The sequence below is a fragment of the Paraburkholderia sp. genome (assembly GCF_049581445.1).
Taxonomy (GTDB): Bacteria; Pseudomonadota; Gammaproteobacteria; order Burkholderiales; family Burkholderiaceae; genus Paraburkholderia.
This window is the reverse complement of sequence record NZ_JBAURZ010000404.1, coordinates 1-12674: the sequence shown is the minus strand read 5'-3', so window position 1 is coordinate 12674 and position 12674 is coordinate 1. Positions and strand designations below refer to the sequence as shown.

Annotated in this window: 12 protein-coding genes and 1 other RNA gene; 4 read left to right on the top strand and 9 right to left on the bottom strand. The window is 61.1% G+C overall.

Annotated elements, in window-relative coordinates; translation table 11 throughout:
• The coding region (locus tag WCA85_RS35075; protein ID WP_424070351.1) for a ComEA family DNA-binding protein at positions 1-459 on the bottom strand (459 nt) is incomplete at its 3' end.
• 366 nt (positions 460-825) lie between these two features.
• Here WCA85_RS35075 and WCA85_RS35070 point away from each other — a divergent pair.
• A complete protein-coding gene (locus WCA85_RS35070) occupies positions 826-1284 on the top strand; it encodes a MerR family transcriptional regulator (RefSeq protein WP_424070349.1) in 459 nt (152 codons plus the stop codon).
• Positions 1236-1640 carry a carboxymuconolactone decarboxylase family protein gene (locus WCA85_RS35065; protein ID WP_424070347.1) on the top strand — a complete coding sequence of 135 codons (405 nt, stop codon included), beginning with the start codon at positions 1236-1238 and terminating at the stop codon, positions 1638-1640. The genes WCA85_RS35070 and WCA85_RS35065 overlap by 49 nt, the downstream gene beginning before the upstream one ends.
• A gap of 67 nt (positions 1641-1707) precedes the next feature.
• Here the strand turns inward: WCA85_RS35065 and WCA85_RS35060 are convergent, their stop codons facing one another.
• The 8 genes from WCA85_RS35060 to trxA all read right to left on the bottom strand — a co-directional run bounded on the left by WCA85_RS35060 (position 1708) and on the right by trxA (position 10770).
• Positions 1708-3087, bottom strand: a complete 1380-nt coding sequence (locus WCA85_RS35060; RefSeq protein ID WP_424070345.1) for an MATE family efflux transporter — start codon at positions 3085-3087, stop codon at positions 1708-1710.
• 2 nt (positions 3088-3089) lie between these two features.
• Positions 3090-4862, bottom strand: a complete 1773-nt coding sequence (locus WCA85_RS35055; RefSeq protein WP_424070343.1) for an ArnT family glycosyltransferase — start codon at positions 4860-4862, stop codon at positions 3090-3092.
• 313 nt (positions 4863-5175) lie between these two features.
• Positions 5176-5439 carry a type B 50S ribosomal protein L31 gene (locus WCA85_RS35050; protein WP_424070341.1) on the bottom strand — a complete coding sequence of 88 codons (264 nt, stop codon included), beginning with the start codon at positions 5437-5439 and terminating at the stop codon, positions 5176-5178.
• A 338-nt stretch (positions 5440-5777) separates the two neighbouring features.
• The gene (locus WCA85_RS35045) at positions 5778-6623 is read right to left on the bottom strand and encodes a zinc-dependent peptidase (protein ID WP_424070339.1); all 846 of its coding nucleotides are present in this window, start codon (positions 6621-6623) and stop codon (positions 5778-5780) included.
• Positions 6624-6626: 3 nt separating this feature from the next.
• Positions 6627-8183 (bottom strand): MFS transporter, encoded by a 1557-nt coding sequence (locus tag WCA85_RS35040; protein WP_424070337.1) that lies wholly within the window; start codon positions 8181-8183, stop codon positions 6627-6629.
• Positions 8180-8692: a MerR family transcriptional regulator gene (locus WCA85_RS35035; protein WP_424070336.1), complete on the bottom strand. Its 513-nt coding sequence runs from the start codon at positions 8690-8692 to the stop codon at positions 8180-8182. The genes WCA85_RS35040 and WCA85_RS35035 overlap by 4 nt, the downstream gene beginning before the upstream one ends.
• A gap of 276 nt (positions 8693-8968) precedes the next feature.
• Positions 8969-10237 carry a transcription termination factor Rho gene (gene rho, locus WCA85_RS35030; RefSeq protein WP_424070334.1) on the bottom strand — a complete coding sequence of 423 codons (1269 nt, stop codon included), beginning with the start codon at positions 10235-10237 and terminating at the stop codon, positions 8969-8971.
• Between the two features lie 206 nt (positions 10238-10443).
• Positions 10444-10770: a thioredoxin TrxA gene (trxA, locus tag WCA85_RS35025; protein ID WP_006048864.1), complete on the bottom strand. Its 327-nt coding sequence runs from the start codon at positions 10768-10770 to the stop codon at positions 10444-10446.
• A gap of 386 nt (positions 10771-11156) precedes the next feature.
• Here trxA and ffs point away from each other — a divergent pair.
• Positions 11157-11255, top strand: an RNA gene (gene ffs, locus WCA85_RS35020) — signal recognition particle sRNA small type.
• A 244-nt stretch (positions 11256-11499) separates the two neighbouring features.
• A partial coding sequence (gene dnaX, locus WCA85_RS35015; protein ID WP_424070331.1) for a DNA polymerase III subunit gamma/tau occupies positions 11500-12674 on the top strand: 1175 nt, incomplete at its 3' end.

Below are 12674 nucleotides of genomic sequence, written 5' to 3'. Positions count from 1 at the left end.
GGCCTGGGATGCTGCCTTGCTCTTCTTCGACTTTTTGGTGGCCGATGCGGCAGCCGGTGCGGCTGGCGTCGCCATGGCGGGCGTGGTTGCCGCAGGCGCCGCCGTCGTGGCTGCTGCTGTTGACTTGGCTGCGGTTGTGCTGGACGTGGTGCTGGACTTCGTGGCGGCCTTGGTGCCGCTCGGCGCCGCCGACGAGCCGTTGATGGTGAGGCCTGCTGCTTCGAGGTTGGTGACCGACTTGGTGCCGATGCCCTTTACGCGAGTGGCGAGGTCGTCAGCGTCCTTGAACGGTCCGTTTTTGGTGCGCTCGTCGATGATCGCTTTTGCATGAGCGGGGCCAATGCCCTTCACGGTTTCGAGCGTTGCCTGATCGGCGGAATTGACTTCGACCGCGGCAGCGAACCCGGCTGACAGCGACAGGACCAAGGCTACGCAAAGCATCAGCAGCTTCTTCAGCATGGCAAGCACTCCATTGAGGGCAAAAAGTTAGCCAGGAACGGACGACGCATTGATTCAGCAAACGCTGCGCTTAAGCATAGGATAAATTGCGCGGCCGTTTTCCGAAAGCCGACGATTTATACCCATCGATTCGTGACAAGTAAATCAATGTGAACGATATTTAAAGATTCCGCCTATTTTTGGGGCGTTTTTGACACGATAGGTGCGGACGGCGTACCGCCCTCAGTTGTGCGCGCCACGGCTCCGCGTACTTCGAAGTTCACTGCATCGGCGACGCTGCCGTCGGCCGGTCGAAATTGCGGGTGTGAATGACAGCAACAGTCGCTTGACTTAGAGTGCACTCGAAGTCCTAACCTGAGTTACGTCATGTCACATGCTCTCACCATTGGTCAGGTTGCTGCAGCAAGCGGCGTCTCCACCCACACACTGCGCTATTACGAACAGGCGGGTTTGATCCAGTCGGTTGGCCGTAGCGAGGCGGGTCACCGTCTCTATTCGCCCACCGATCTGGACTGGCTCCAGTTCGTGATGCGTCTGAAGGCGACCGGTATGCCGATCGCCGGGATGCAGGCGTTCGCTGCGTTGCGGGCGCAGGGCGAAGCGACGATCGGCCCGCGCCGCGAGATGCTGATGCAGCATCGTGACGCGGTGCTCGTGCAGATCGCGCAGTTGCAGACCAACCTCGAGGCGATCGTCGACAAGATCGCACATTACGAGGCGGCCGAGCGTACGGTGACACGACAGATCGACCCGACTCAATCTGACAAGGACTCACCATGGAATACGCACAAAACGAACGCTACACGCGGGGCTGGAACAAGCTGAAGGAAATCGATGGCGCGACTGGCGAGCAGGTGATTGCGGCACTCGCGCCGATTGCGCCGGACTTCGGGCGGCTCCTGATCGAGTTTGGCTTTGGGGATATCTACAGCCGGCCGCAACTCGATCTGCGCTCGCGCGAGATCGCCACGATTGCAGCGTTGGCCACGCTCGGGTGCGCGCAACCGCAACTCAAGGTGCATATCGAAGCCGCGCTGAATGTGGGGTGCACGCGCGATGAGATCGTCGAAGTGTTCATGCAGATGGCGCTCTATGCCGGATTCCCGGCTGCGCTGAATGCGCTGTTTGCGGCGCGTGAGGTGTTTGAGCGGCGCGGGGTGGGGTTGGGCGAGGCGGCCTAGGGCACGTATGTGGCACTAGTCGTTTTTGCCGCTGGTGAAGCTGGTGCGGCTAGTTCAGTTAGCGCGGCTACGCCGCGCCGCCTGCCTGGGCCGCGCTCTGCGCCAGCAGGTCCCGCTTGCTGACCGTACGCAGGTACAACGCGAGTCCAACGCCGGCGATCCCGAGACTCGCCATATTGGCAAACCAGAATCCGCGCGCGCCGGTGAGCCAGACCGGCGTCGCACCGATGATATCGAAACCGAGCAGATAGCCGCCGCCAAGACCCACACCCCAAAGGGCAACCGCGTAGATGATCGTGGGCACCACCGCGACCTTATAGGCGCGCAGCACGAAAGCCGTGGTCACCTGGAGCGAATCGAACACGTGATAGAACACGACGATCAATACCAGCGGCATCGCGGCCGCGGCGACCTGCGCATTCGGTGTGTAGCCTTCGATGATCAGCGGCCGCAGCGCGAGCACAATCACGCCATAGCAACAGGCGATCATCACTGCCATCAGAATGCCGTGTCGCGCCAGCGTGCGCGCCGCTTCGTGACGATGTGCGCCGAGCGCCTGGGCGACTAGCGTCGAGGTGGCGATGCCGATCGAGAGCGGCGTCATATACAGCACCGCGCCGACGTTGCCCGCAATCTGATGCCCGGCAAGTGTGGTTGTGCCAAAGCGAGCAATGAACAGCGCCATGAAGGTGTACGACGTCACCTCGATCAGATACGAGAGTCCCATTGGAATGCCCAGGCGCAGTTGTGCGACCTGACGGCGCCATACCGGCCAGCAGAACTGCGAAAAGATCGCGAATGGCCGGAACACGTCGAGCCGGGTCATCATCAGCAGGCCGACGATGGCCAGCGTCCAGTTGATCAAGGTGCTGGCGAGTGCGCAACCCGGACCGCCAAGCGCCGGCACGCCCATGCCGCCAAAGATGAACCAGCGATTGAGCGGAAACTTCAGCAGCAGCGCGCCGACCTGCAGGATCATCACGAGCCGCGGCTGACCGACCGCGTTGGTCAGCGAACTGTAGATGCGAAAGGTCAGGCCGGCCGGCAAGCCGAACGCGAGGATCTGCAGATACGCAACCGTGCGTACGTGCAGTGCCTCCGGAACGCGGGCAAGGTGCAGGATAGGTTCGGGAAAATACAGGATCGTGAAGCCGATAGTCATCAGCGCCAGCGCGAGCCACAACGACTGGCGAACTTCCTCGCCAATCTCGCGATAGTGACGGCCGCCGTAAAGCTGTCCGGCAATCGGCTGCAGTGCAGTGAGGATGCCGGTCAGGCCGATATAGACGGAAATGAAGATCGAGGAGCCGAGACCGAGCGCCGCCAGATCGACGGCCGAGTAGCGGCCGACCATCGCCGTATCGATCACGCCGAAGGCGATGATCGCCAACTGGCCGATCAGCACCGGCCACGCGAGCGCGGCGATTTTCCGCACGTCAGCGAACATGATCAGTCCGTGCCGGCGGGGGCGGCTTGCTTCGGACGCCAGGCGCGGTGTTTCGCTGGCGGCTTCGGACGGTCGATACGCACATAGAGGCGGAAGCGCTCATCGCGGTCGGCCACGCGGCGGCCTTCCCAGACAAGTTTCCAGACGAAGTTGGACATCGAACTGGGTTCGCCGTAGTCCTGGGTGTCCTGGCGCAGGATCACGTCGCAATCCTGATCGAATGCGAAGTGCATGTGGCCGAAGTAGGCGAACGTCGCGATCTGCGCGTTACCGAGGCGCACGGGCGAAATGCACGTGTAGTCGTCGGGCAGGTGCGAGGCGATCTGTTCGGCCACATCTTTATAGGTCCGGCTGTAGTTGACGACCGGCAGCCAGAGGGTCATCAGCAGCACCCACATCAGGGTCGTGCCGGCGCTGGAGAGCACCACGCTGCGCCACAGCACCTTGGGGTGACGAGCGAGGCGCCAGCGCACCAGCACGAACCAGCACACGGTGACCGCGACCGCGCACACGAACGACAGAATCTTGAACTGCGGCACGAAGCCAGGCGCCAGGCGCGCGAGGTTGCGCGCAAGCGGGTGCGGGAAGCCTGTCAGCCCGGCAAGCCACACCAGCCAGACGAAGGTGCCGAGAATCGTGAAGCTGAGGAGCGCGAACCAGTCAATTGCGTTGATCGCGCCGCGCTTGAGCGTCGGCAGCGCGAACGCGGCGAGTACCGAGAGTGCCGGCAGCAACAGCATGTAGAGCTGGTTGGTCTGGTGGCTTTGCAGCACCACGAGGATCAGGAGCGGCGTGATCACCGACAGCGGAATTGCGACGTGCGGCGCGCGCCGCAGACCCGACCAGCTAAACCACGACCAGACGGCAAGTGGCCATGCGGGCCAGGTGAAGAGCGGCAGGTTCTTTAGCGCATAGCGAGCCACCGACCCGGGCGGCCCGGCGAACGAGTTGAGACTGCTGCGCACCCACTGATTCAGGTACCAGACGGCGTCGTCCGGGAAGGCCGCCAGCGCGAGGATGGGCCAGGAGACTGCGAGCACCAGGGCGAGCGGCAAACCGGCCAGCAACAGCCAGCGCGAGCGCGCCTCAGGCACGATGATCGTCATGGCGAGCGTGCCCACCAGCAGCGCGCCGACCAGCACCGGGTTGCTCGCCAGCGCGACGAGCCCGAGCGCAAGCCCCCACACCAGTGCGCCTTGCACCGGCTTGTCGATCATGCGCACGAGGCCGTAGATGAGCATCGCAATGCAGAAGAACTCGGCCAACTGCGGCGTGGTTTCGTGACCGCGTTCGGCAAGGCCGAAGCAGGCGAGCAGGATCAGTAGCGCGCCGTCGGCGAGTGTGCGGCCGTAGTCGCGCGGTTCCGGCTCGCCGCCGAATGCGTATTTGAAGGGCTGGACTTCGGCGCGGCGGCCGAGCAGATAGGCGGCATACCAGACGAACGCACAGGCGCCGCAGAACAGCAGGCCGGTGAAGACGCGCGAGGCATTGCTTGCATCCACCCACGGCGCGAGCGTGCGGATCGAACTGGCGCCGAGCCAGTAGCCGAGCGGACCGTTTTCGGTGAGGTACTTGCCGACCAGATTCGGGAACAGCCAGTCGTGCCAGTTGCCGTTCGCCATTGTCCACATGACGCCAAAGCCGGCTGCATCTTCGTTCTTCCACGGATCGCGGCCAAACAGGCCGAATGACGCATAGACAATACAGATGGTGAGCAGCAGCCAGCGCGGCAGGGCGCTGGTGGCGGAGGCAGTGAGGCGAACGACTGGTCTCATGCGGATATGTGGATCTCGGATAAGCGCGTCGGCTGGAACCGGGCAGGAGGCCCGGCAGGATGGCCGATTTGCAGCATCCGGCATTGTAGACGTGGCGCGCACCGCGCGTCACGGTCGGTAACAGGGCGCAACGTTACGGGCAAGCTTGTAACGAACCGCGCAGCGCCTTGCGGCCGGATGTATCCGAGACGCTGACCATCGGCTGCGCCAGGCGACAAAAAAGGGCAGCGTGGGCTGCCCTTTTCTGGTTCGATCGTGCTTCGATCCGGCCTGCGGCCAGTGCCGAGGCTCATCGAGGCTGATTCGATGTGTATTACTTCACTGCCTTGCCCGTAGCGCGCGTACCGAACTTCTTGTTGAACTTCTCGACGCGGCCTGCCGTGTCCATGATCTTTTGTTGACCGGTGTAGAACGGATGCGATTCCGACGACACTTCGATCTTGGCGAGCGGGTACGTCTGGCCGTTGAATTCGCCGGTTTCGCGCGTCTGGATGGTCGAGCGGGTCACAAACTTGAAGTCGTTCGACATATCAACGAACAGGACTTCGCGGTAATTGGGGTGAATGCCGTCTTTCATGGTAGTTCCTTTAGTCTGGCGGTAGCCAACCCGCGTGCCGCCGCAACTACGTAGCTGCGAGGACATTTTGGCGCGAGCCACTTGCCTAAGGTCGAAAAACGGCGATTATGCCAGAAAATCAGTCGGTTGACGAATCTTGCGCAGGTTTTTTCGCGCCGGAAGGGCGTCTACAAGGGCTTGGCGGCGCATTGTCCGATTGGTGCGCGCCGATTGGTCCGGTTTATCTTGACCTGATTGACCTGATTGACCTGATTGACCTGATTGACCTGATTGCCCCGATTGCCCCGATTGCCCCGATTGCCCCGATTGCCCCGATTCACCCGGTTGACCGGCGCCGATCACCCCGCCTGGCCGTCCAGCGCGCCGACCCGCGCCGGATCCTGCCGGTAATAGCGGGCGAGCAGCCGGTAGAGTTCGGGATATTCCGCCTCGAACCCATGCGGCTGGACAAACAGCGCCTCGCTGCAAACGGCAAAAAATTCCGACGGATGGTCCGCGGCGTAGGGGTCGATCAGGGATTCGCGCTCGAAACGCGCCCAGCGGCGCTCGGACATGCCGTCGATCCTGGCGCAGAACTGGTCATAGGCATGGTCGAACACATCGCCCCAGCCGCGCGGGTCGAGCGGCGCGTGCCAGCGGCGAAAGAGCGGCGGGTGACCGTCGGCCTCGCCGTTGAGCATGTCAATCTTATGCGCGAATTCGTGAATGACAACGTTATAGGCGTCTTGCTCGTCTGTGACGTCCGTCATTTGAGCGTCTTCCCATGACAGCACAACGGGGCCGCCTTCCCAGGCTTCGCCGCTCGCGTCGTGTTCGATCTCATGGACCACACCGTCCTCGTCCTCGACAGTCTTGCGGATCACGAATTCGCCTGGATAAACGATTACGCCAACCCAGCCCCGGTACAGGTCGAGCCCGAGGTTGAGCACCGGCAGGCAAGCCTGGGCGGCGATCGCGACGGTCATTGCGTCGGTCAGTTCGAGTTCGTGCGCGGTCGAAAACTCTTTTTGAGCGATGAACAGGCTGGCCATCTCGCGCAGACGTGTGAGGTCCGCCGTATCAAGGTAGGCGAGGAAGGGCAAGCTGGCGAGCGTCGTCTGCCAGAGCGAATCGTCGATCGGGTAGTTCCGTAGCGCACGCTCGCGGCGCCGCGAGTCGAACCAATGGGTCAGTTTGGATAGCATCGCCTAGTCGATCTGTTTTTGCCACGCGGCAAAAACGCCGCCGCATACCGCCACGCCAATCAGGTAATAGAAGCCGTCGATAGAACTCAGAAAGCTCGCTTGTTGCGCCACCATCCGGCTGATCTGCCCGATGGCCAGAGCGTGCGCCTGTTCGAGCGAGCGGCCGGTGGCCGCGAAGCCGTTGCTCAGCGTGGCCATCGTATTCTGGAAGGCCGGATTGAACGGATTCACGAATTCGGCGAGCCGCGCCTGATGCAAGGCTTCCCGGTGTTGTTCGATGATGATCACGGAGGCCGTCGCAAACGAAATGGTCAGCTGCCGAACGATGTTCTTCAGCCGGTAGCCATGCGTAAACTCCTCGATAGCAAAGATTTTAAACGTCAGATTGGCGACCGGCAGCACGATGAACAGTAACAGCAAACCTCGCAGCAGCAGCGGTATCAGCAACGCCTGCTCGCCGACATCGGGCGCCATACGCGTCATCCACGCCGCGGCGAATGCAGCGACCGCGAAGCCCGGCACGATGATCCACTTCTTGCGTGGCAGCAGTTTTGAATAACGCAGATAGACGAATAGTGCGCTCGCGGAAATCAACGAGGTGACGCCGACCAGCCGCCCGGTGTTCTCCACGGGATAGCCGAGCCCGCTTTCGAGGAAACGCGAGATCAGATAACTGAACGCGGTCGACTCGTAGTAGTAGAACATGTAGAGCACAAGACCAACCTGAAAGGGCTTCTGGCGCAAGGCGGTGAGGCGCACGAGAGGCGTCGGATGGTGCCATTGATGGTATGCAAACCAGCCCAGCGCGCCAATGCCGGTGACGCTCAGGAGAATCAGGCCGGGTGACGCGGTGAATAACTGAAAGCGCAGTTGTTGCAGCACGATTTGCAGCGCGCCTTGTGCGAATGCAAATACCAGATAGGGCCAAAAGTTCGCCGAGCCGCGTTCTTCGGGCTGACGGCCGCCCGAGTTGGGCAGCGCGAGCAGCGCCAGAATGGCGAACAACACGCCCACGGGCGCAGTGCAGGCGAATAGGGCGCGCCAGTCGAAATGCGCGACCAGTTGACCGCCGACCAGTGGCGCGAGAGCGCTGCTCAACACGATCAACACCAGAAATGCGCGCGTCGCCACCGGACGTTGTTGCGGCTTGAAGCTGATCTGGATCAGGATGCGGCAGGTGCCCATCATCGGGCCGATAAAGTAGCCCTGAAAGCCGCGGGCGAAGGCCAGTTCGAACGATGTTTCGCACAAGGCCGCAGCGACCGCCCCCGCGGAGTACAGCAGCATGCAGCCCGCCACGTAACGGCGGTAGCCGAAGCGTTCGACCCACCATTGCTGTTGCAGGATGCCGAGCACGGCGGCTATCGCGTACGCGCTCGATGACCACACCAGTTCATCGGGAGAGGCATTGACGCCGCCGGCAATATAGCTGGCGAAGAACGAGAAGATTGCGTTGTCGAAATAATCGAGGCCAGTCACGACGGCCAGCACCCAGGGGAAAAAATCGCCGCGCAGTTTCTCGACGCTAAAGAGCGGCACCCGGGAAGAGGCGGTGCTCATGCAGAGTCGTCCGGTGCGCTGGATTTCTTTGGCGAGCGTTTCGACTGAGCGGCGCGACGTTGCTGTATGAGCGTATCGGCATTTTCGCCAGCGAGGCGCCGCTCAACATAGTCAAGGTCGTGGCTGAGTTCGCTCTTCAACATCTGCGCGTTTTTCAGTTCGCGGCGCATGGCGTCGATGCGGGTGTCGAGCGCGGCGACCTGCTGCGCGAGCCCGTCGCGAATGTGCTGCAACGATTCGTTCGAGTAGCGTCTGCGACCGCCTTCCACCGACTCGAGCGGGCGCTTGAGCATCTCGGTGATGCCCTGCAAGGAAAAACCCAACGAACGCAGACGCAGGATGCGTGAGAAGCGCTCGATATCGTCTGCGTCGTAGAGCCGGTAGCGGCCTTCGCTGCGGGTAGGCGAGACGAGTCCGCGTTCTTCGTAGTACTTGAGTGTGCGTGCGGTGACTTGCAACCGCTCGGCGGCGTCGCGCACCGTCAGCAGGGTGGGGCGGTCCTTTGACATGATGGTTTCAGGCCATAAAAGATTCCTCGAATTATAGTTCAACGTGTACGTTCACGTATATGTTGATGGTCGCAATGAGTCATTGCAGGCGCTCGCTTGAATGGTTAGCGGGCGGCGCAGAAGGAGCGGAGTGTGCGGGGGCGTGGCGAGTGTGGAGGGCGTGGAGAGTGTGAAAGATGTAGAAGCTGTCGAAGGCGAAAAAAAACGCCCACAGCGTGGGCGTTTTTGCGGCAACAGGCAGCGTATGCCGGATGCCAATTTCAGGCAGGGCAGGTATTAGCCGCCGCCGCCGCGACGCATCATGTCGAAGAACTCGGAATTGCTCTTCGTCTGGCGAATCTTGTCGAGCAGGAATTCCATGGCTTCGACTTCGTCCATATCGTGGATGAACTTGCGCAGCACCCAGATCTTTTGCAGGATCTCGGGCTTGATCAGCAGTTCTTCACGACGCGTGCCGGACTTGTTCAGGTTGATCGACGGGTAGACGCGCTTTTCAGCCAGACGGCGTTCCAGGTGCACTTCCATGTTGCCGGTGCCCTTGAACTCCTCGTAAATCACGTCGTCCATGCGGCTGCCGGTTTCGATCAGGGCCGTACCGATGATGGTCAGCGAACCGCCTTCCTCGATATTGCGGGCTGCACCGAAGAAGCGCTTCGGACGTTGCAGCGCGTTGGCGTCGACACCGCCCGTCAGCACCTTGCCGGAAGCCGGCACCACGGTGTTGTAGGCACGTGCGAGACGCGTGATCGAGTCCAGCAGAATCACCACGTCGTTCTTCATTTCGACGAGGCGCTTGGCCTTTTCGATCACCATTTCGGCGACCTGAACGTGACGCGCAGCCGGTTCGTCGAACGTGGAGGCAATCACTTCGCCTGCCACCGAACGCTGCATTTCGGTCACTTCTTCCGGGCGTTCGTCGATCAGCAGCACGAACAGGATCACGTCCGGGTGGTTTTGCTTGATGGCATGCGCGATGTGCTGAAGCATCACCGTCTTGCCCGATTTCGGCGAGGCGACCAGCAGACCGCGCTGGCCCTTGCCGATCGGCGCGATCATGTCGATGATGCGGCCGGTCACGTTTTCTTCGCCGCGCATCTCACGCTCGAGCAGCAGCACCTTGTTCGGGTGCAGCGGCGTCAAGTTTTCGAACATGATCTTGTGCTTCGAGGCCTCCGGCGGCTGGCCGTTGACCTTGTCCACCTTCACCAGCGCGAAATAACGCTCGCCGTCTTTCGGCGTACGCACTTCACCTTCGATGGTGTCGCCGGTATGCAGATTGAAGCGGCGGATTTGCGACGGGCTGATATAAATATCGTCCGTACTCGCCAGATAGGAGGTTTCCGGCGAACGCAGGAAGCCGAAGCCGTCAGGCAGCACCTCGAGCGTGCCGTCGCCGAAAATTGTTTCGCCAGTCTTGGCGCGTTTTTTAAGAATGGCGAACATCAGTTCCTGCTTGCGCAGGCGGTTCGCACTTTCGATCTCGAGGCCATTGGCCATCTCGATCAATTCGGACACGTGCTGAGTCTTAAGCTCGGATAAATGCATACGGAGAACCCGCAGGAGAAGGTGCGACCTGAAATGAAATCTGGGAGGAGAGTGAGCGGAACCGCTCAAGGACTTAAGCGTCTTTTCGACGTTTTGCGGATTCTAGCATAGCACACGCCAATTTTAGCCAGCGTGGCATAAACGCATATTCTCGTTGAGCGTGTTGTCAGGTGACAACACGCTCAACGGTACTTCAATTAAAGCAATTACAGATTACCGTCGAGGAACGCGGTGAGTTGCGATTTCGACAGGGCGCCGACCTTCTGCGCCGCGACCGCGCCGTTCTTGAACAGGATCAGCGTCGGGATGCCGCGCACGCCGAACTTCACCGGCGTCGACTGATGTTCGTCTACATTGATCTTGGCGATCTGCAGGCGGTCAGCGTAGTCCTTGGCGACTTCGTCGAGGATCGGCGCAATCATCTTGCACGGACCGCACCATTCCGCCCAGAAATCGAGCAGCACGGGTTTGTCGGATTTAACGACGTCCTGTTCGAACGATGCGTCACTGATATGCTTGATTTGTTCGCTCATGTATGAATACCTCTCTCGGATCGAGGCCCGCCTGGATTGCTCGCCACGATACATCAAACTAAGAAAACTTCCGTTCGCGTTGCCGCAAAGGGAGCCGCGCTGTGACACTCACGGGCGTTCCTCTCGAAGCGCTCCGGAATGCGCAGAATGCTCGTCTTTACGGGACATTCGTACGCCAGTTTAGCCTAAATTGCTATGCGTTGCCGGTGGTGATAGTACTCATGCGGGCAGTAGGGCCAAGGCTTGCCGCGTGAGCACGATCTGCTGCTACAAGGCCTATCTGGAGGCCGCTCGCGCGAACACAAGTGGCTCGCGTTCGAACTTTGTGCGCGCTTTGTGCAGGTTAACAGTCGCGCGGCTCGCCGACCGATGGTAGAATCTTTCGTGACGGGCCTCCTCGCATGGAGGGGCGGTCAACCTGGTCAGGTCGGGAACGAAGCAGCCACAGCCGTTTTCCACCAGTGCCGAGGGTCAGGCTCGTCACCTTCCTTTTTCTGTCGGTATTCCCAAAGCACTTGTCTGTGGGCCCTCCTTGTGGCTCGTGTGGTGCTGTCTGGGTTCGCATGCTTCCATGGAAGCGTGTCGCTTCGGTTTCTCTTTTCGCTTCTCTGCCTCACCTCCCGCTATTTTTTCTATCAGCTCGTTAGCCATTTTCAATGAGGCGGGCGGCGCATGTCGGTACGCAGTCCATTCGCCTTTGCGCGCTATCGTTACTGATACAATTTCCTCATGACCTATCAAGTTCTCGCACGCAAATGGCGGCCGAAGGATTTCGCTTCGCTCGTCGGACAGGAGCACGTGGTGCGCGCGCTCACGCATGCGCTCGACGGCGGGCGTCTGCATCACGCCTATCTGTTCACCGGGACGCGCGGAGTCGGCAAGACGACGCTCTCGCGCATCTTCGCCAAGGCGCTCAATTGTGAAACCGGCGTGACCTCGACACCCTGCGGCGTATGCCGCGCGTGCAGGGAGATCGACGAAGGGCGCTTTGTCGATTATGTGGAGATGGACGCGGCGAGTAACCGCGGCGTCGACGAGATGGCCGCGCTGCTTGAGCGCGCGGTTTATGCGCCGGTCGATGCGCGCTTCAAGGTCTACATGATCGACGAAGTGCACATGCTCACGAACCACGCGTTCAATGCGATGCTGAAGACGCTGGAGGAACCGCCGTCCCACGTCAAGTTCATCCTCGCCACGACCGATCCGCAGAAGATCCCGGTCACCGTGCTGTCGCGCTGTCTGCAATTCAATCTGAAGCAGATGCCGGCTGGGCATATCGTGTCGCATCTGGAGCGCATCCTCGGCGAGGAACACGTGCCGTTCGAGGTCCAGGCGTTGCGCTTGCTGGCTCGCTCGGCGGACGGCTCGATGCGCGATGCGCTGTCGCTGACCGACCAGGCGATTGCCTATTCCGCGAATCAGGTCACTGAAGAAGCGGTGCGCGGCATGCTCGGCGCGCTCGACCAAAGCTACCTGATCCGTTTGCTCGACGCGCTCGCTGATGGCGATGGCGCAGCGGTGCTGTCCGTGGCCGATGAAATGTCGCTGCGCAGCCTGTCGTTCTCGACCGCGCTGCAGGATCTGGCGAGCCTGCTGCACCGGATCGCCTGGGCTCAGTTTCACCCTTCGTCGGTACTTGACGAGTGGCCTGAAGCGGTGGATTTGCGGCGTTTTGCTGAAGCATTGAGCGCCGAGCAGGTTCAACTGTTCTATCAGATTGCCACCATCGGCCGCAGCGAACTGGGTCTCGCGCCGGACGAATACGCTGGCTTCACGATGACGCTGCTGCGCATGCTGGCCTTCGAGCCGGCGCCGACCGGCGGTGGTGGAGCTGCGTCGTCGGCGCGTGGAGCTGGGGCAGCCGGGCCGAACGGTGCGGGCAAGCGGTCCGGTACGCCTGCGAT